Origin of the sequence: Paenibacillus sp. FSL R7-0345 (genome assembly GCF_038595055.1) — a bacterium.
Taxonomy (GTDB): domain Bacteria; phylum Bacillota; class Bacilli; order Paenibacillales; family Paenibacillaceae; genus Paenibacillus_AQ.
The window spans coordinates 3,112,550-3,132,662 of the sequence record NZ_CP152002.1 but is presented as its reverse complement, the minus strand read 5'-3'; the positions used below and the strand labels follow the sequence as shown (position 1 = coordinate 3,132,662).

17 protein-coding genes are annotated in these 20,113 nt (G+C 48.3%); 8 read left to right on the top strand and 9 right to left on the bottom strand.

Going from position 1 to position 20,113, the window contains the following annotated elements:
* The first annotated feature begins 117 nt into the window (after positions 1 to 117).
* Positions 118 to 1,401, top strand: coding sequence for a hypothetical protein (locus NST84_RS13270; RefSeq protein WP_342566018.1), 1,284 nt, complete (start codon positions 118 to 120; stop codon positions 1,399 to 1,401).
* A gap of 120 nt (positions 1,402 to 1,521) precedes the next feature.
* On the opposite strand, the gene NST84_RS13265 is transcribed toward NST84_RS13270, so the two are convergent.
* From NST84_RS13265 to NST84_RS13255, 3 genes are all read right to left on the bottom strand, one after another.
* Positions 1,522 to 2,679 (bottom strand): amidohydrolase family protein, encoded by a 1,158-nt coding sequence (locus tag NST84_RS13265; protein WP_342566017.1) that lies wholly within the window; start codon positions 2,677 to 2,679, stop codon positions 1,522 to 1,524.
* A gap of 175 nt (positions 2,680 to 2,854) precedes the next feature.
* Complete coding sequence (locus NST84_RS13260; RefSeq protein WP_342566016.1) at positions 2,855 to 3,055, bottom strand: hypothetical protein; 201 nt, start codon at positions 3,053 to 3,055, stop codon at positions 2,855 to 2,857.
* 141 nt (positions 3,056 to 3,196) lie between these two features.
* Positions 3,197 to 3,838, bottom strand: a complete 642-nt coding sequence (locus tag NST84_RS13255) for a DUF4253 domain-containing protein (protein WP_342566015.1) — start codon at positions 3,836 to 3,838, stop codon at positions 3,197 to 3,199.
* A 96-nt stretch (positions 3,839 to 3,934) separates the two neighbouring features.
* On the opposite strand from NST84_RS13255, the gene NST84_RS13250 reads away from it, so the two are divergent.
* Positions 3,935 to 5,992: a methyl-accepting chemotaxis protein gene (locus NST84_RS13250; RefSeq protein ID WP_342566014.1), complete on the top strand. Its 2,058-nt coding sequence runs from the start codon at positions 3,935 to 3,937 to the stop codon at positions 5,990 to 5,992.
* 8 nt (positions 5,993 to 6,000) lie between these two features.
* Here NST84_RS13250 and NST84_RS13245 read toward each other — a convergent pair whose 3' ends face one another.
* Positions 6,001 to 7,839, bottom strand: coding sequence for a serine hydrolase domain-containing protein (locus NST84_RS13245; RefSeq protein ID WP_342566013.1), 1,839 nt, complete (start codon positions 7,837 to 7,839; stop codon positions 6,001 to 6,003).
* Positions 7,840 to 8,259: 420 nt separating this feature from the next.
* Between NST84_RS13245 and NST84_RS13240 the strand changes: the two genes are divergently transcribed.
* From NST84_RS13240 to NST84_RS13225, 4 genes are all read left to right on the top strand, one after another.
* Positions 8,260 to 8,472: a hypothetical protein gene (locus tag NST84_RS13240; protein WP_342566012.1), complete on the top strand. Its 213-nt coding sequence runs from the start codon at positions 8,260 to 8,262 to the stop codon at positions 8,470 to 8,472.
* A 227-nt stretch (positions 8,473 to 8,699) separates the two neighbouring features.
* Positions 8,700 to 8,906: a helix-turn-helix transcriptional regulator gene (locus NST84_RS13235; RefSeq protein ID WP_342566011.1), complete on the top strand. Its 207-nt coding sequence runs from the start codon at positions 8,700 to 8,702 to the stop codon at positions 8,904 to 8,906.
* 35 nt (positions 8,907 to 8,941) lie between these two features.
* Positions 8,942 to 11,233, top strand: a complete 2,292-nt coding sequence (locus tag NST84_RS13230) for a DEAD/DEAH box helicase (protein WP_342566010.1) — start codon at positions 8,942 to 8,944, stop codon at positions 11,231 to 11,233.
* A 262-nt stretch (positions 11,234 to 11,495) separates the two neighbouring features.
* A complete protein-coding gene (locus NST84_RS13225) occupies positions 11,496 to 13,154 on the top strand; it encodes an alkaline phosphatase (protein WP_342566424.1) in 1,659 nt (552 codons plus the stop codon).
* A gap of 64 nt (positions 13,155 to 13,218) precedes the next feature.
* Here NST84_RS13225 and NST84_RS13220 read toward each other — a convergent pair whose 3' ends face one another.
* Positions 13,219 to 15,195, bottom strand: coding sequence for a methyl-accepting chemotaxis protein (locus tag NST84_RS13220; protein ID WP_342566009.1), 1,977 nt, complete (start codon positions 15,193 to 15,195; stop codon positions 13,219 to 13,221).
* A gap of 255 nt (positions 15,196 to 15,450) precedes the next feature.
* On the opposite strand from NST84_RS13220, the gene NST84_RS13215 reads away from it, so the two are divergent.
* Complete coding sequence (locus NST84_RS13215; protein ID WP_342566008.1) at positions 15,451 to 16,212, top strand: DUF975 family protein; 762 nt, start codon at positions 15,451 to 15,453, stop codon at positions 16,210 to 16,212.
* Between the two features lie 70 nt (positions 16,213 to 16,282).
* On the opposite strand, the gene NST84_RS13210 is transcribed toward NST84_RS13215, so the two are convergent.
* On the bottom strand, positions 16,283 to 17,386 hold the full coding sequence (locus NST84_RS13210) for a metallophosphoesterase (protein ID WP_342566007.1): 1,104 nt from the start codon (positions 17,384 to 17,386) through the stop codon (positions 16,283 to 16,285).
* Between the two features lie 237 nt (positions 17,387 to 17,623).
* On the opposite strand from NST84_RS13210, the gene NST84_RS13205 reads away from it, so the two are divergent.
* Entirely contained in the window at positions 17,624 to 18,871 is a 1,248-nt protein-coding gene (locus NST84_RS13205) for an MFS transporter (RefSeq protein ID WP_342566006.1), read from the top strand.
* A 112-nt stretch (positions 18,872 to 18,983) separates the two neighbouring features.
* Here NST84_RS13205 and mnhG read toward each other — a convergent pair whose 3' ends face one another.
* The 3 genes from mnhG to NST84_RS13190 are packed head-to-tail and all read right to left on the bottom strand — an operon-like array spanning position 18,984 to position 20,108.
* Complete coding sequence (mnhG, locus tag NST84_RS13200; RefSeq protein ID WP_342566423.1) at positions 18,984 to 19,364, bottom strand: monovalent cation/H(+) antiporter subunit G; 381 nt, start codon at positions 19,362 to 19,364, stop codon at positions 18,984 to 18,986.
* Complete coding sequence (locus NST84_RS13195; protein ID WP_342566005.1) at positions 19,339 to 19,632, bottom strand: Na(+)/H(+) antiporter subunit F1; 294 nt, start codon at positions 19,630 to 19,632, stop codon at positions 19,339 to 19,341. The genes mnhG and NST84_RS13195 overlap by 26 nt, the downstream gene beginning before the upstream one ends.
* Positions 19,629 to 20,108 (bottom strand): Na+/H+ antiporter subunit E, encoded by a 480-nt coding sequence (locus tag NST84_RS13190; protein ID WP_342566004.1) that lies wholly within the window; start codon positions 20,106 to 20,108, stop codon positions 19,629 to 19,631. The genes NST84_RS13195 and NST84_RS13190 overlap by 4 nt, the downstream gene beginning before the upstream one ends.
* Positions 20,109 to 20,113 lie beyond the last annotated feature (5 nt).

The following is a 20,113-nucleotide window of genomic DNA, read 5'->3' as shown; positions in this document are numbered from 1 at the left end:
AGATTTATTCACCCGTCCACTTACGCCCTATCCATTTCTGGTATTACCTTCCTTGTTCATTCCTGTCCCTCACTATTACTATAAGAGTCTAATACATAGAAAACGAGGTATAGAAACATGAGTTCAAAACGATTCAAGGTGTCTGCCGCTGTGCTGGCTATTTTGCTTGCCGCCCAGCTGCTGGTGCCGGACAGAACCTCCGCAGCTTACAAATCCCAACAGCTGCCGGAGCCGGAATGGAGCTACAAGCTGCCCGAGGGCTACACCACGTTTAACACCCTCTACAGCATACAGAGCAAGGACCGTGTGTTTTTCCAGCTGCGTAAGAAAGTAGAAGTTTCGCCCTCCAAAACCAAATACACCACTTTTACCTACGCATCTGCGGACCGCAAAGCGGGCACTGCCAACTGGGTTTATGACTACTATGACATTGCCAATGACAAATCGTTCAGCGGATCGGACCCCTACTACAGCAAGGATGGCAACAGCTATTTCTATAAAAGAAACGACAACGGAACGAAAATCCTCCTCTCCGCAGTCAATGCCAACGGCAAGCTGAAATGGACCAAAACGTTCAATAATCCCTTCACACTGGTTGTGCTGGACAGTGGAAATCTTCTGCTGTATTACAACACCTACCACTCTTCAACCAAGACCTCTGATCGTTATTTTGAGGAATTCAGCAGTGACGGGAAGCAGGTCCGAAAACTGGCAATAACCAAAGGTGCATTAACAACAGGTACATTGGAGATACTCCCGAACGGCTATATTGTGCACAATTCTGACCAGTCCAGCGTGAATGTCTACCGGAGTCTGGATGCTAAAAGCCCATTCGTCAGCTACACGGCACCCAAAGGATTGGTTGATGCCAATATGGGAGTACAGTCCTTCAGCGGCGGGTCTGTACTAATCTCTTTATACAGTACGACTGACTACAAATTAATCGGATTCGGTGCGGACGGCAAAAGGAATTGGATACGCTCACTTAACCCAAAAGACCGTGTCATCGGCATTACCGGCAATAACTATCTGGTCCAGAGTAACAATGCCGTGTACCGGCTGTACAGCAAAGACAACCAGCTGCTCGGCAAGCAGCAAATTGGCGAGCTTGGTGACAACGGTTGGAATTCCTTCATCACACCTTCTGGGGAAATTACCGTAGAGAAGCAGTACCAGTGGCAGGAGCGTCCGGCAGTAATTGATCCGGAGACTTTCGAGGGGGATTTAGCCAGAGAGGATTTTTACGTGCTTGATCCGGGGAATTTGCAGATTAACTACCATCTCTCCACATTGTGGAACGACTATCACGCCGGACACCAATACATCTATGCAGGGAAAGGCGAGCTCTACCTCGCAGACTACTGGTTCAATAATACTTTGACAAAATACATTTTGAAATAGTGCCTGGCGGTAGCACATATGGGTTCATTAGCTTAAGTACCTGTTAAAAAACCGGCTTGGAATCTCATTCCAGGCCGGTTTCTTAATGGAATCGTCGACACCAGAATCACAATGGAATCGTCATTTTTTAATAACCTGTGCCAGTATTTTCCCCGCTTCCAGCTTATTCAGCTTCTCCCCATATGAGTTGCCGGTGTTCCTCTCCAGTTCAGCGATCGCTTTTAGCTGCGTTTCAGTTGCTGGCTGCGCTTGAATCAAGTTCAAAAGGTTGTCCCGGGCGATCATTTGTGCGATCTGCGCGTCATCTAACAAATCCAGCATCCTGTACATGGCCTCTATTGCTTTCTCTTCGCCGCCTTCGAGTCCATAACCGGAATCCGTACTAAGCATAAAACGGTCGGGATATTTTTTAATTACAGGAATGAATCTTTCCGGTCGCAGCCCTCCTTCGGGGTTATAGACAGAGTATCCGGCAAAAAAATCAGCGTACAGATTCGGATATTTGCCCATCAAGCGGTCAACTTCATCAGGAGTATTGTAGGCATTTATATGTGCGAAAATAAAAATAGTATCCGGATGCTCACTCAAGGCTTGTTCCAGCTTGGCTACCGGCTGCCCGCTCGGCGGATCGATATGTAAAAGAATTGGCGCCTTATACTCCGCAATCAAGTCATAGATCTGGGGAAAGTATCCGTCCATAGGATCGCTTGCCTTCCAGGCGACGTTTGCAAGTACAGGAGAATAGCTTGACGCCGCCGCAATCTCGCCTAAACCAAAGTAACCCTTTTCCAGATTGTTTTTAATAACCTTCAAACATTCGGGATCATGGAGATCAAAGCCCGAGAAATACGGTATGTAGAGATCAGGATTACTCTGATAGGCGGCCCAGCTAAATACATCAGTCAGAATGGCACTGGGCTCGGAAACATCTCCAAAAAGCACGACATTGCGTACCTTATTGGCAGTCCAGGATTTCTCCATTCTAAGATACTGCATAGCAGATGCATCATGATTATGAGCGTCAATCAGTCCCAGATCTCCATAGGTATCCACTAACTGGGCAAAGGAAGGCTCCTCCGCTGCTTCTGGTGTACTCAATACCGTGTCTTTTGGCACGTCTGTAGACTTGATTGACAGCTTAACCTCAGGCGCCGCCGTCTGGACAATATTAGGCACCTCTGATTCTGCCTGAGAATCAGCTTGCCCTCCCGTACAGCCTGACGCCAAAAGCATACTGCATGCCGCTAATATGACTATGTACGTTTTATAGCGATCCACTATCCATATCCTCCTATAACTATTATTTAATTCTAATCAGATTGTAACATGGATATTCGTTTCAAGGTTCACCACTTGGATATTCATTCAGCTTTCCCATGCAATGTTTCCAAAATTACAGTCACTGTCAAAATAAACAGACAGCAACTGATCATAGCCCAGCGTAAAATCAACATTATACCGCTGCAAAAACTTCCGGGGCCTCCTCTTTGTAAAAGCTGAAATATTCCATTATCGTTTCAAATTCTTCGCTATTCTGTTCAGCAGACATAAAGGCATTTCTGCAAAATCCATTCCATTCAAATAACCTATCAAAAAAAGCAGCAGCTTTTGCTATCGAATCATCTTCTTTAACAACTTCACTGTCTAAGTACAAAGAAACAACATGCTTGAAACCTTCAGGGGTAATATCATAAAAGCCAGCGTCCTCATCTGATGTAAACGAGCAGTCGGGAAATAGCTTACTTGGTAATATTTTAATAATGAGTTCCTCCTGATTTTATTGATATTCAAATGCTCAATCCCACCACAAATATAGTGTTCTCTCGGCTTCCATCTCCTTCTCCAGCGCTTCTACCGACCCGGTTCCCTGATCAACCACATCCGGACAAAATTCATATACCTCCTTAGCCAGCTCAGACAAGTCCTGCACTTTATCGATTAACTCGGCCTCCAGCCAATCAAGGCTGGCACCGGTGATTTCGAAGGGATACCGTTCTTCCCATTCCTTCAACTTGGCAATAATATCCTCCGGCAAAAGATCATAATTAGCTCCGTCTGTGCCGCTGTACCTAAGAATATCGTACTGATCATCACTTTTAATCACACTAATCTGCTCCGGTTCGTATCCGAAGTTCATTTGACTCCTGAAGAGTAAAAATCCATCTTCACGCAGCTGACTGCGCAAATCAAAAATTTTCGGCACTTTACGCTCCTCAGTATTAAATGAGATCCCCGTTAAATCCGAAGTATTCCACCCGTTATCGGGCTCGGCTAAGGGCAATAATGCTTTGGGTTCAGCATAGGTTTTAAGCTTTATGGCTTGCTGTTCGCTAATTCCTAAGGATTCAATTAAAGCCATTTCCTCTTGGTCAAGCTGGACCTTGCTACAGGAGCTAAGGAACAATGCAGACAGTAATACCACCATTTTTTTCATCATTTCGCTCACCTCTCTAATTCCTCTAAACGAAATACGTCATAATTCCGACATATTATTCAAGGGTTCTCACTCTAATATGGTTCCGGGAGATGTCATATGTCACAGCTTACTAAAAAGCGGCCATTCCGCTCATCCAGCATTGCCAACACATTGGCTATTGTTCTATTGGTTATTATTGTTGTCGTCTTCTCGGCCCTGTGCACCTTCATTTATTCGAATACCCGGGACATTCTGGTCACTCAGCAGGAATCCATCCTAATGACTAAGACACAGGGTATTGTCGGTCAATTTGATGCGTTGTTTAAAGAAAAGGGCTCACTGGTCAAACAAATGTCCACGAACGATCTTTTTAAGCGATACATCGAGAGTACAACTCCAGACAAGGTAAGCACCTCTCCTCTTGCCGCCGATACTATAGCGACCTTGGCGGAAATTGTAAAGACAGAGCCATCCTTTGCCGATGTCTGGGTTGCCGGAATATCCGGGAAGGGCTATTTTCTCCAGAATGACGGTGTCACTTCCAAGTCTGATTTTGATATCCGCTCGCGTCCTTATTTCAAGCCTGCCTCAGAAGCAGACGGTCTGTATTATTCCGAACCTTATGCTGACGTTAACACGGGCACGCTGCTTATGGGTATTTTTTACCCTATCAAAAATGACAGCAACCAGCTGATCGGCTTTATTGCTGCAGATATTGCTTTTAATGACGTCCCGGCTATTATGCAGAGCTACTCTCTGGGAAGCACCGGTTATTCCATTCTGGCTACCCGTTCAGGTGATATTCTTTATCATCCGGACGAAGACAGAGTGTTAAAGGAAAAAATCAATGAGGACTCAGGGGATTTCGGCAAAATCGGCACAAAAATGATAAACGGTGAGACCGGCGTAGAGCTGATTAATGATAACGGGGAACCCCGCTATATCGGTTATGCTACCAGTAAGGACACAGGCTGGTCTGTAGGTCTGACCATTACCCGGCAAGAAGCGCTGAGCGAATTGAAAGCTTTTACCTGGATTACGATCGGCAGCTTCTCAGCAGCAGCCCTTCTGCTGGTGTTGATCTGCTACATTACGCTCCGCTACCTGCTAAGATCCATACCGAAGCTGCTTACCGCAATCAAGCGGATTGAAAACGGGGATTTGACGGTGCAAATCAATGAGCGTTCGAGCAACGAAATCGGGCAAATCGCTCATGGTATTTCTGCAATGGTCCAGAAGATCCAGGGAATGATCCAAGTGATCGGTAATACTACTCAGGTGCTGACTCAGTCTTCCGATCATTTGCAGAGTATTTCTGCTAAAACGGCTCTAACCATGAATGAAACGGCAACAGCCATCAATGAAATCGCAAACGCCACAAACTATCAGTCTATTGAATCAGAAAGTATTTTGCGCAAAACCGGTGCACTGTCGGATCAAATTAACGAAATCACCAGTGACGCACAAGCCGTAGAATCGATGGCGCAAATTTCTGCACAGCTGAGTGAATCCGGTCTGCGCTTAGTTGAGCAGTTATCCCAATCCGCAGAAGACAATCACAAGTCAACACAGGCAGTTTCGTCTATTATAGAGGCTATTGATCTGAGCCGCCATGAGATTTCAGGCATCGTGAACACCGTTAATCAAATTGCCACCCAGACCAACCTTTTGGCGCTTAATGCTTCTATAGAAGCTGCACGTGCAGGTGAACATGGCAGAGGGTTTGCCGTGGTTGCCGGAGAGGTACGCAAGCTTGCTGAACAGACAGCACTCGCCACTCAGGAAATCCACAAAAAAGTCAGTACAATTGAAGAAAAAACAATCATTTCAGTAGAACACACCAGCCACGGCTTGAAGATTGCCGGGGAAAATGCCCGTTCTGTAGAGACCGCCAAGCAACTCTTCTTTAACCTGAACAGAGACTTGGAAGAGTTAAAGCTGCGGATGATTCAGATCAGTAATAACACATCCATCGTATACACGCACAAGGATGAGATTTTACAGGCCATCGAGATTATTTCTTCGACTACTGAGGAAAATTCCGCCTCCACCCAGGAGGTATGTGCCAATACACAGGAACAACTCAGCAGTATTGATCAGGTCGCCGAATTATCCAGAGAGTTAAGCCAAATTTCCTTACAGCTCGAGGAAGAGTTGAAACAGTTTAAGGTTTAGTGCCGGGATTAACTGTAGAATTGCCAGAATACAAGTAATCCCACCAGAACAGCCATCATTAAAATAGGCAAAATGGAGCTCCATCTGTCACGGACTGTTAAGGCAGACCGTTTATTTCTCCAGGATAACAGCAGCGCTGCACAAAATAATACTGCCAAGCCCGTCAGACAATAGTTTATTACAATCTGCGGAAATACTTCGGAGTAGGCACGCTCATTGTTGCTCAGCATCCGTAAAGCCAGAACCAGGTTATTTACCATAATGCCCGTTCCCGTTAAGGTGAGGCCTGTCACCAGTCTGCGGCTGCCCGCACGGGATACAGGGCGTGTTCTGGCTCTGCGTTTGTTCAAGTACGCCTGCACCACCAGAACAAACGGAGAAATGATAAAATAGAGAACGGCCAGCACTGCGAGTGCTGCATTTAAAATAAGTACCGGCATACTTTTACCGGCAGGCAACGGCAAATAATCTGAGGTATACACCGAGATTGCCTCCACCCTGCCATCCCCCATCTTAGCGTACAGCATCGGCCAGACATCAAGTGCCGAGTCTCCGCTCACTTTCTGATAAAGGTACGGCTCAACCTGCTTATAGCTTGCGGTCATGCCTGCAAGTGAGACTTGAAGCTGATTCTCTCCCTGCGGCTTAAGCTTCATCAGTGTAAGGTAAGGAAATAGATTCATGAAGCCATACCCCGGGCGGCGCGCAGCCATGAACTCCCCCTGCACCTCAGAGGTATCGGGCAGATTTACAGCAGCTGTAAGCTCGCGCATGCCCACAATTTCTTTGGTTAAGCCATGAACGATATTGGATTCACCCGCCTGATTGGTCATAATGACGATGGCAAACCGGTCTTCAGGCACAATCTGCAGATTGGTAGCAAAAGCAATCGTATTTCCGCCATGCCCCAGCGTCCGGTGCAAACCGGGATACTCCCAGAAGCCATGGGCAATGCCCGGCATCCCTTCGGCTGCAGAATAGCTTTGGGACAGCATGGTGTCCAGCGTCTTGGGCTTTTCGAACAGAGGCGATTGTTCTCCATCTTCAGGCATGAATGCCATTGCGAACTTGGCCAAATCTTCCGCAGTTCCGTTATTCCCGCCGTTCGGATACATGGACATATAGTTCCATGATCCTTGTGTAAAGTCCCCGTCACCCTCGAAGAAATATCCCTTTGCTTTATGCTCGAGCAGCTCCGGGCGGTCTTCAACGACTGAATGTGCAATGGAATCCTTCATGCCCAGCGGCTCAAAAATATGCTGCTGTACATATTCGTTATAGGGCTGGCCGCTGATTAATTCCACAATATAAGCTGCCAGTGAATTCCCAAAGTTAGAGTAGGCTACTGTCTCTCCAGGCCTGAAAATCTGTGCCGGCTGGGCCAGCTGCAGCCCCTCTTCCAGCGACTGCACTTCCTCACGAGACTGGTAAGCCATATCAAACATATACTCTTCAAACCCGGCATTATGGTTCATCAGATTAAGCATCGTTATCGGCTCTTCGTATTTCAGTTTGGTCAGAAAATCCGGCGGTAAATAGCTGCGGATATCCTGATTCAGATCAATTCCCCCTTGCTCCACAAGCTGCATCACTGCAGTCCATACGGCAAGCTTGCTGATTGATCCCCACTCCATAACCGTATCCGGCGAGACAGGAACCTGCTGCTCCACGTCTGCATAGCCGTAGCCTTTGGACAATACCACCCGGCCATCCTTCACCACAACGATGGATGCGCCTACCGTTTGCTGTCCTATGTACTCTTTTACATAATCGTCCATAAAAGCTTCCAGGCCAGCCAGCGGAATTCCCGAAGGCGTTGCTTCCCCTCCCGTTTTTTCTGCCGCCAACACTGTGACACCACTAGAAAAAAGCAATAGTATCGATAACACAAGTGTAATTCCTTTTTTTAACAATGAGACCGCTCCTTATATTCTAGTAAATTCCTGCAGTCTCCCTATTCTACCAAAATTCCTCATGTAAAGTCTTATGTTATGAAATAGTATGAATATTACCCTTATGTATAAGAAGCATCTGCCAGCATACCGGAGTATTTGGCCGAACTTTTACGATGAGGTGTCGCTGAGTTCACCCGTTCCTGTCTGTGCTATACTCACCCCGTATAAGGACGGCTAACACAAATTGGGTACCATCAGGCTTTCCTGTATAATGATAAACATTACGCCGGGTGTGAAGTTAAATGAACGGAACACCAAATATCCAGGCTCAATAGGGAGTCTGAAACCGTAAACCGGAAAGGATGAAGAACATTGAGTTATACAGAACTGCTGGAACGCAAAGGTGAACTTCTGAAAAAAACGGTCGAGAATTGGGTTTTAAAAGAAAACCGGGACGGGCTTAACCATCAGGAGGCCCATATTTACCGTAATATGCTCAAGGAATTTCATCAGAACGAACATGAATTGAATGCGGTGCGCGACGAAAAAGCGATCAAGCGTCAGGAATCGGAATCAGCTGAATAACCAGACAATCAATAAAGCAGGCCGGACTAGATTTCGCGACTTTCATGAAGCGGATGACAGTCCGGCTTTTTTTATATAACAAGCTCGGCAAAATACCCTCAGTCAGCGATATGAACCACCTTCATCCCCAAAATGACTAATAAACCTTCCAAAATGCAATAGATCATTTACATCCCCCTCCGTAAGGGTTACAATTATCCCAATATTATCCGGAAAGGAACTGCACAATGCTAGTTAACAACGTCCGTGAACTCAGAGCACGCTTCAGATGGTCACAGCAGGACCTGGCAGATGCCATTGGCGCCACACGCCAGACCATAGGGCTGATTGAAAAAGGAGACTATTCCCCTTCTGTTACTCTCGCTCTTAAAATCGCCGCTGCCTTCCATTTGAATGTCGAGGATATATTTTATTTGAAAGATGAAGCTGAATAAGGTCAAGTGATATGCTTTGAGAGGGGATCGGTCCAATGCATTTAGCCGGCAGATTATTCCGTTCTTTTAGAGACTACGATAACCAGAGTAAACTGAAAGGCCTTCAGCAGAGAACAGGGCTTATTAGAGCAAGAAATCTGAGTGATATGAACGACGGACAGCTTCAGCAGGAATCGCACCGGCTGCAGACAGCAGCAAGGTCCGGTACACCTCTGGACGAGCTGCTGGTAGATGCTTATGCCTTAGTCTGCGAAGCGGCGAAGCGGACACTCGGATTACAGCCTTACCTTGTCCAGATTATGGCTGGTATTGCCCTGCACGAACGTTATCTGATCGAACAGCACACCGGGGAAGGAAAGACACTCTCTGCAGTCATGCCTGCCTATCTGAACGCGCTGACCGGAAAAGGCGTGCATGTGCTGACGTTTAACGATTATCTGGCTAACCGGGATGCGCAGTGGATGGGACCGGTCTATCGTTTCCTCGGATTATCCGTAAGTGCGGTTCAAGCAGGCATGAGTCTGGCCCTGAAACGGGAAGCGTACGCCAGCGACATAACCTATGTTACAGCAAAAGAAGCAGGATTCGATTACCTGCGCGACTCTATCGTCTTAAACGAAGCCGATACCGTGCATCGTTCCTTCCACTACGTTATTGTAGATGAGGCGGATTCACTGCTTCTGGATGAAGCGCGGGTACCGCTGGTTATCAGCGGGGACACAAGCGCTTCGGCAAGCGCAGGCCTCCAATACGCAGAAGTAGCCAGGCAGCTGCAGCCGGCAGAGCATTACGACTTCGACGATTTCAAGCGGAATGTCTACCTGAATGAAGCTGGCGCTGTACAAGCGGAGCTGCTGCTGGGATGCGGCAATTTGTATGACAGCCATAACAGTCATTTGTTAACATCACTGAATTGCGCCCTTCATGTGGAAGCATTAATGAAAAAAGACGTCGATTACATCGTGCGGAACGGTAACATCGAGCTGATCGAGGAATATACGGGACGTGTGGCGGAGAACAGGTATTTACCCGAAGGATTACAGGCAGCACTTGTTGCTAAAGAAGGACTGCAGTCCGTAGCTGGCGGGAAAGTCCTCGGAACGATCACCATCCAGCATTTTATCAGCCTCTATCCCAACATTTGCGGCATGACGGCAACAGCCCGTGCATCAGCAATGGAATTCGAAAAGCTCTATAGTCTGCAGGTCGTGCAGATCCCGCCGAACCGTTCTAACATACGGCTTGACCTTCCGTACAGGATTTATACCCACAAGGAAGCCAAGCTTAAAGCGCTTGTACAGGAAATTTCATCAATCCATAGTGCAGGACGGCCTATTCTTATAGGCACTTCAAGTGTCGAGGAATCAGATCTGCTGGCAGAGGCACTGATAGCCGCCGGTGTGCCCTGTAATGTCCTGAACGCAAAGAATGACGCTGAGGAAGCCGGAATTATCGCCAAAGCGGGAGAGCTGGGAGCTGTGACAGTATCTACGAACATGGCAGGACGCGGTGTCGATATCCGGCTCGGAGGCGGTAGCTTGAAGCAGGCTGAAGCTGTGGCCAGACTGGGAGGATTATATGTGATCGGTACCCATATGAACGAAAGTGTGCGGATCGACAATCAGCTGCGCGGGCGTTCCGGACGCCAGGGTGACCCGGGGGCCTCGGTGTTTTTTGTAAGCCTGGAGGATGAGCTTATGCTGCGTTTCGGCAGCAGCTATGGAGCAGCACGCACGTCCAGACAGGATGAATCACTCGAAGATCCGGCACTCCGCGGCACAATCACGCATATTCAGCGCGTTATCATGGGCCAGAACTTTGAAATTCACCAGGAGCTGAACAGTTATTCAGATATGGTTGAGGATCAGAGACGGATTCTATACAGTGAACGGCTGGATATTTTAAAAGGCAACAAAGAAATGAGCCCATCGGAGCAGCGGGTCCGGCTCTTTTATATCGACGAGTTTTGGGCTGACCATCTGGCATACATATCTTACCTTCGCGAAAGCATTCATCTGGAGAGCCTTGCCAACCGTAATCCGATTGACGAATTTCACGAGCAGATCACCAAGGCCTATGAGCAGCTTTACACTAAAATTAATGATGCGGCAGCAGATATGCTTGTAAGACTCGGCGGCTCTAATGATCCGGCAGACTGGGAAAAGCTCGGCCTGAACAGCCCTCCCTCCACCCGGACTTATATTATTAATGATCAGTATATCCAGGATAAGCGCAGCTCATGGACTGGAGCAACCGTATTTGCTTATTGGCTTCGCAGGCCTTTAAAGTGGTTGTTATCGCCCGTTATCAAACTGCCGAAGTATTGATTCAGTGAAGCTGTGACAGATTGCCGGAGGCGAACTGTCACAGCTCTTTTCTTTTTCAAAATACATAATCATTCATGCTGCTGTCAGCTCACCTTAAACTGCTTTAGCTCCGATCCATTCTAATCGTAACATTTACACTTCGTTAACCCAGTGAATACGCTCTCTTATCATTTGTTGTATAGACTGGATTTTGGGTACCATACTACACACAACATTAGGAGGATAATTCATGTTTAAACCGTTCAACGTCCGGACAGCCAAAATGATGCTCGCGGTTACGACAATTGTTGCGGCTACTATGGGAGGTAGCAGCGCTGCGTGGGCTGAGGAAGATACTGCATCTTCTGCATCTTCTGCATCTTCTGCATCTTCTGCATCTTCTGCATCTCCCGCTTCACCAATCAAGAATGTAATCATCCTGATCCCCGATGGTATGGCGAACGACGCTACAGCTTTGGCCCGCTGGTATAAGGGCTCTGCGCTTACACTGGACTCCATGGCCAGCGGTATGGTCCGCACGCACTCTGCAGATGCGCCGATTGCTGATTCGGCACCTGCGGGAACGGCCTTTGCTACAGGTTACAAATCACATACAGGATATGTCGGAGTACTGCCGGATAAAGCAACTATGCCGGGACAAAATCCGATCGCACCGGGAGATGCCAAGAAACCGGTAGCCTCGGTTCTGGAAGCATCTAAACTGGCAGGTAAAGCAACAGGCATTATTGCCACATCCGAAATCATGCACGCCACACCGGCTGACTTCTCGGCTCATTATCCTGACCGCAAAAACTATGATGCACTAAGCAAACAACAGGTTTATAACGGCATGGATGTCGTTCTCGGCGGCGGAAGCAGCTTCCTGGAACCGGCTGGACGCAAAGACGGTGAGAACCTGATCTCTTCTATAAAAGCACTGGGATACGATTATGTAACTACCCCGGCAGCAATGAAAGCATCTTCTTCAGGTAAACTATGGGGCATGTTTGCCTCTACAAGCATGGCATATGACATGGACCGTGATCCGGCCAAGCAGCCGAGTCTTGCCGAAATGACGGCCAAAGCGATTGAGGTTCTGTCCAAAGACGAGGACGGCTTCTTCCTGATGGTTGAGGGCAGCAAGGTAGACTGGGCAGCGCATGCCAATGATCCAATCGGGATTATCAGCGACGTGCTTGCTTTTGATGCTGCAGTTAAAACTGCTGTTGATTTTGCCAAAAAAGATACACAAACCGTTGTTGTCGCTGTAACAGATCACCAAAACGGCGGACTGACAATCGGAAATGCAGCAACTACCGGCACTTATGATAAAGAACCATTATCCACATTTATCGGTCCTCTGAAAAAGGCCAAACTGACCGGCGAAGGTCTCGAAGCCAAGCTGGATACGGGCCGTACGAATATTAAAGCTGTGATGCAGCAGTATTTTGGCATTACCGATCTGACTTCTGAGGAAGTTGCCGCAATTAAAGCAGCCAGCCCAGGCAGCCTTAATTATACAGTCGGGCCGATGATCAGCAAACGTTCCGGAATCGGCTGGACCACTGGCGGCCATACCGGCGGAGATGTGGTACTGTATACGTACGCTCCGAACAATGACAGGCCGTTTGGTGTCATCGACAACACGGATGTTGCCAAATACATGGCCCGTGTGCTGAACCTTGACCTCGCCAGCGTGAACAAGCAATTGTTTGTGCCGGCGAAGCAGGCTTTTGCCGCTAAAGGTGCAACGTACAAGCTGGATCTGGCGGACACCAAAAATCCGAAGATCCTCGTAACCAAAGGTACTACTACGCTGGAGCTTCAAATTTACAAAAATATCGCAGTGCTTAACGGCAAGAAAACTTCGCTAAATGGAGTTATTGTCTACAATGGCGTAGAAGCCTTTGTGCCGCAGGATGCGGTTGATCTGATTCAATAGGTGGTTTAACTTAATACAGCAGCTCCCCCGTTAACCGTGGGCAGCTGCTGTTTGTTTTTTCCAACTACATTTGGGTTTTAAAATTATTGATTTCGTGCAGTAACTGTTCCGCATTTTCGGTCAGTTCTTTGGCTGTAGCTGAGATATTGCTGATTGTTGCGGTCTGTTCTGTTGTTGAGGAAGCCGCCTCTTCCGTAGAGGCCGCGCTTTGCTCGGCGACAGCTGCCAGACCGGTAATTACGTCGGATACCTGCCCCGAGCCGGATTTAAGCTCCATCATGCCGTCGGTGATGAAATTGATTTTGGCTATGATATGCTCAACCGATTCGCGGATATGGTTAAACGCTGCTGACGTCTCTTCCATCGAGCTTAACTGGTCTGCACTGTTTATACGGAGCTCATCCAGTTCTGCGGCGCTTTGCCGGCCTGCTGCATGCAGATCCTTCAGTAGCTGGTCAATGCCCGTCACAGAATGGGAGGACTGTTCAGCCAGCTTCCGCACTTCACCGGCGACTACGGCGAACCCTCTGCCGTGTTCTCCGGCCCGCACTGCCTCGATTGAAGCATTCAGGGCCAGCAAATTGGTCTGGGCTGCAATGTTCTGGATGCTTCCTGTAATGAGCGAAATCTCGTCGATTTTGCCCAAAAGCTGGCCGTTCGCGGCTTCAACCCGTCCGGTGTTCTGTTTTCCGGCCTGTACCAGCTCGTTCTGACGGCTGACAGCTCCAACACCGCTCTCCATTGCCTGATTAACATCCAGGATGTTGGCGGAAGCATGCTGTACCTCATCAACAATCTGATCGATAACCTCATTGATATCTGCAACCATTTCGGCACCAGACTGGATCGATTCAGCTTGCTCTGAAGCTCCATTGGCAATATCGTCAATGACCGCTGAGATCTGCCCGGCAATTTCATTACTGCCCAGAGCATCCTTATACATGTCCCTGGAGGAATTCTGAACAACCTGTGCCGACTGATTTACTTGAGATATCAGCTTGCGCAGTGAAGCTGCCATAGCGTTAAATGATAAACCGAGCTGGGCGATTTCGTCATGTCCCTTCACCGGCACCTGTACCGTCAAATCGCCTGCTGCGAGCTGTTCTGCACTCTTTTTCATACTAAGCAAAGGCTTCAGTGCTTTTAGAGCAAAGAAATAAGCACCGGCAGCCAAAGCCAGCGTAAACACGATAACTAAGCTGATCAATAGTCTACGTGTGGATACGAGCTCGGCAAAAGCTGTCTTTTCGGATATGGAGGTTCCTACGATCCAGCCGGTGTTCGGAATGGTTTCAAAATAAATCAATTGATTGTCACTATTATACATATACTCCGTATGACCCGAAGGCTGCTTGAGCATCTGCTCTACAAGTCCGGAATAACCGGGCTCTTCAGCCAGCGGCTTGTTCAGCAGCTCCTGATCCGGATGGGACAGAACGACTCCGGTGCGGTCCAGCAAAAAAGTAAAGCCGTCTGCCGTCTCAATCGAGCTGATTCGCTGCTTAATCGCATCCAGGGAGATATTCTCCGAGATCGCGCCGTCAAACACACCATTCTGATCATGAAGCGGAACGCCTATGTAGATAGACTGAACGCCTGCTTTCGTTATGTAAGCATCACTGATGGTCAGCTTGTCCGCTTCCTTAATCGCCAGATACCAGGGCCGCTGCCGGGCATCAAAAGTGCTGTCAGGGATAAAGCCTGCCCCGTCCAGATAGGTTCCATCCTCCAGGCCAAAATAAATGGTTGCTATATCCGCTTTATTCTCAGGCAGCCGGAATGCCTGCAAATGTTCCATACCAATTTGATTAAACGGTACTGTCTGTTCGATGACCGTGCCGAGGGTTTCAATCACTTTAGCCTTAATCTGGACCCATCCGTCTATTTCGGCAACAGCCTTCTGTACGGTGCTTTTCAGCTGTTCGTCAATCGAGTCATGTGTCTGCTTTTGAATCAGATACAATGAAAAATAACTTAGCGGAACCGCCAAAATGATACAGATTGATACTACCAGGATCATTACTTTTGTTTTCAAATTCACGTGCATTCCCCTTTGTCTATCTCTTTTATCACTTGATATATCGGTATTTTCAGAAAAAACATTACATTTACATTAAAATAGAACATTTATCGCAGCCAATATTCATATCTACAATATCGAAAAAATCTGATATCGAAAGCCTATAATTTACAAAAGCAGCCGTCAGGTTGTCATGAACAGTTTGTCTTATTGCATATTTCATAGTATATATTGTAAGGTGAAGAACAAAAATACATACCAGAAAGAGGTTTTATTATGTGGGAACGCGGAGAACTCAAACGAAGGGCCAAGGGCGTACTGCGGACATCATATTGGAAAGCTTTTGTCGTAAGCCTGCTGCTGATCATTCTTGGAGAAGGCACGGGGCTTCCCAGCTTGGACCGGTTTTTCGAGTCATCAAACCGGACAGAGCTGCAGAATGCCGGACTGGATATGAATTGGGGCGTTGCAGGCCCGATCCTGATTGTTGCTTTTGTACTCATCATTATTTTTGGAATCATCGGGATCGCCTTTTATACCCTGATTGCCACTCCCCTCATCGTTGGCTCACAGCGCTATTTCAAGCAATCGGCTGAAGGTGAAGTCAATATGGGTAATATAGGCTATGCATTCGGAAAGGACCGGTATTGGGCTGTAGTATTAACTATGCTATGGAAGAACTTTTTGAATTTCTTATGGTTCCTGCTGCTGATTATTCCGGGGATCGTCAAATCTTACTCCTACAGTCAGGTTCCGTTCATCCTGGCGGACAACCCGAACATCGGCTATAACCGCGCAGTTGATTTGAGCAGGCAGATGACGCACGGCCATAAATTCCGTATGTTTGTGCTTGATCTGAGCTTTATCGGCTGGATTCTGCTCGGGCTCTTGGCTCTGGGCATCGGTATCTTATTCGTCCAGCCTTATGTCAATGCAACAAAAGCAGAGCTGTATCTGGCCCTGCGTCATAATGCGCTTGCGGGCGGATTGACTAACGAGTATGAGCTCCGGCTAAATGAGAAGCCGTTCTTTAGTTAAATGGAAAACAGGCGGCAGCTGCCCAGCTGTCGCCTGTTTCTTTTGAAATGTTATTAAAAAGCTCGACGTATCAGTCAGTGAATGTAACCTGGATAGACACAATCTCCGACCGTGATCCGATACGGATCGGCGGTCCCCAGAAGCCGTACCCCGAAGATACAATGGAGTGCATTTGCCCTTTCTGCAAATAACCCCAGTCATTTTCAAAAATCCGTGAGGTGATCAGATTAGCAGGTGCGATCTGCCCGCGGTGGGTGTGACCGGACAGCATCAGATCTATCCCCTGCTCCTCTGCAGTGCCCAGTTCAACCGGCTGATGCTCCAGCAGCACAACCGGCTTGTTCGGGTCGAGCTCTTTAGTAAGCTCAGCCAGCCCCGCCCGGTTCTTGTCGCTGTAATCCTTCCGTCCGACCAGCGTCAGCCAGTCTCCAACCTGAACACTCTCGTCATACAGCACCCGCATCCCGCTCTCCTCCAGCAGGCTGATCAGCTCCTGTGTCTCCCCGTCGAACCGGTCATGGTTCCCCAGTGAAGCATATACACCAAGCGGCGCTTCAATCCCGGATAAAATATCGCCGATCCCCTTATTTTTGTAAGGCATAATGTCATCATCCACAATATCCCCGGGCAGCAGCACGATATCCGGTTTCAGCGCATTGATCTCTTTGACCATCCGCTCAGCGTGGCTTTTGCCGGACAGGTACCCAAAATGCATATCCGAAGCCATCACAATATGCAGCTTGCCGCTCTCCGGACCAGGCTTGTCAATCTTGATCTCATAAGAGCGTGTAACCGGACTGAAGGCGTTAAAGCTGCCGAACCCGATCAGACCAGCCAGCAGCAGTAAAGTGATAATTCCCGACCATTTCTGGACGGCGTGCCGCGGCAGACGGGAAAGCTTTGTTAGCCAGACGATAAGATGGATAACGGGCAGCACCAGCACAGATAAACTGAACAGGGCCAGCCAATAGCTGCCGATTACGCTTAGAACAGCTGAGCCGGCAACAACTCTCGATAGAATCAGCGAGCTTGCCAGAAAAACAAGCAGGATGATATAGATCAGACGGAATCTGGCCGACACTGCAGGCTTAATCCAGCTCCAGCCGCTCCAGCCGATATAAAATACAATTGCAGCGTATAACACAATAAATACAAGTCCGAGGAAAATAAACATGTTAACCACCTTGTTAATTGAAATGAGAGCAGCATTCATTAATCGTTTTGGATGCCAGCTGTTGCTATACCTAGTCTACTTTAACTTTTAACCCCGCTGCAACTTACGCTGTTACCGCACCGGATTCCAGTTCCAGTCCTGCCCGCTCTATCCGCTCTATCATTGACATTATCTTATAATTATCATTTAATAATTTGGACTTCATAATCTCTTACGACAATCCGGAGGACCTTCTTCATGGCAAAAACCTTTTTTCCGCGGCTGCAGGGCAACAGCCGGGGCTGCCTGACCTTTGAGCCCTTTTTCCTGATTCCGTACAGCATGTTCTCTACCTATGCTACCCTGTACATGTATGAGCTTGGCCTGACCGAGCTGAACATTGGCTGGATTACAACCATCGGGCTGATTGTGCAGGTACTTTCCTCTTTACTGAGCGGATATTTAACCGACCGCATGGGACGCAAACGGGCAATCCTGTATTTTGACCTGCTCAGCTGGAGTCTGGCTACCTTGTTATGGGCCTTTTCGCAAAATCTCTGGTTCTTTGTGGCAGCTGCTGTCATCAACGGCTTCCAGCGTGTGCCGCATATCGCATTCTACTGTCTCATTGTAGAAGACACCAAGCCGTCTGACCGGACCTACGTATTCACCCTGCTGCAGATCATTGGTGTAATCGGCGGGTTATTCGCCCCGCTGGGCGGCCTGCTGGTGAATCAGTACGGTATGGTCACAGGCATGCGGATTATGTATGTGATCGCCTTTCTGTTCATGACCTTTCAGTTTATCGGGCGTCAATTGACGACACGCGAGACGGAAGCAGGGATCAGGAAACGCCAGGAGACCCGCGAGCTGGGACTCAGAGAGATCATGGTCGAATATGGCGGCGCTTTCCGGGAGCTGGGGACGGACCGCAATCTCCTGCTGATTTTCGGCGTATACATCCTGTTTAATTTCCAGGCGACGCTGAAGACCACTTATCTCTCGCTTTATATGGCCGACTATCTGCGGATTGACAGCGGCATCATCTCCCTGTTCCCGGCAGTTTCTTCTATTATTATGCTGGTGACGTTATGGCTGCTTATGCCTAAGATTCCCGACCAGGCCGCTCACCGCGCTATGATGGCCGGCTTTGGACTTTCTGCAGCCTCCAATGTAATGCTGGTGATCTATCCTTCAGCGAGCCTGCTGTGGCTTGGGCTGAGCACTATTCTGGCGGCTGTAGGGCTGATGATCAGCTCGCCTTATCTGGAAGCTGCCGTGCAGAATGCCATTGATGATGATAAACGGGCCAAGGTTTTCTCCATGCTGTCCGTGTTAATCCTGCTGTTCACCGCACCTGCAGGCATCATCGGCGGCTGGGCATACAAGCTGGACCCGCGGATTCCGCTGTGGCTTGTCACAGCAGCGTTTGTCCTCTCCTATGTCATGCTGTATGTATACCGCAGACGTACCGGGCAGAACAGCAATATCCCGCTAACAGATTAATGATCTCTGCTCTAACCTAACTGCGATGAACCGCAACACAGCATCTAACCTAAAAACAGGGATGTTCCCCAGCCAATTACGGTTTGGGACATCCCTGTTTCTTTTTTTAAGCTTAGGCTGTGGGATCAGACTTGACCCGTTCCTTCTCCAGAACCTCTTTCAGGTCATCCTGGATACGTTTGTTCCACAGCGGAACCCCGGTCCGGTAAGCAGCCCGTCCGGTCAGGTGAGCCGACAAAGGCGAAGTCATAAATACGAACACAATGCCGAGCAGCAGCTTCGCGCTGATAAAATCAAGAAAGAAGGCAAAGTAGAGAAATGCGCCGCTGAGTACGCACAGCACGCCGAGCGTAGCGCTTTTGGCAGCAGCATGTGATCTCAGATACACATCAGGCAGACGGATCAGCCCAAAGGAGCTGACGGCGCTTAACAGCGCCCCTGTCAGAATAAGCAGTGCAAACAGCAGTTCAATCCCGGTCTTGATGATCTCCATGTTCAAACACCACTCTCCTTTCGATATATCTGGCAAAGGCCACCGTTCCGATAAAAGAGAGAATTCCGATCAGCAGAATGTATTCAATAAAGGCTTGAGTCTTAAACAGCACCGACAGAACGGCCACCATCGCCAGCAGATTGATACCTATTGTATCCAGTGCAGCAACCCGGTCAGGCAGTGACGGCCCCTTCACCAGTCTCCAGGCGCAAATGCCGATCGAGATGACCATGATTGAAACCGCCAGCATGAGTATGAAATGAATCATGAACGGGACACCTCCAGAATCGCGCGTTCAAACGTATTGCGGATGTTGTCTCTGAACTGTTCAGCATCTTTGATATCCATAGCATGAATATATAGAGTCCGGTTATCCTTGGACACCTCCAGCACAACCGATCCCGGAGTCAGACAGAGCAGCGTGATCAGCACGGCAACCTCCCAGTCCGCCTTCAGCTCTGTTGTATACATCAAGATGGCCGGGCGGATGTTAAGGTTCGGTCTCAGCACCGCTTTTACCACCACATAACTGGATACCACCAGTTCACGCAGCAGCAGCACAGCCAGTTTAAGGATTGCCCAGCCTCTGCCGAGATACAGGCGGCCGCCAAAAAAACGCCGGAGTCCGAACACTACAAGGATACCAAGTATATAGCCGACAATAAAGCCGGAAGCTGTCCAGTCATTATTCAGGAACATCCACAGGAATGCTATCATGAAATTTAACAATAATTGAAAAGCCATCCGCA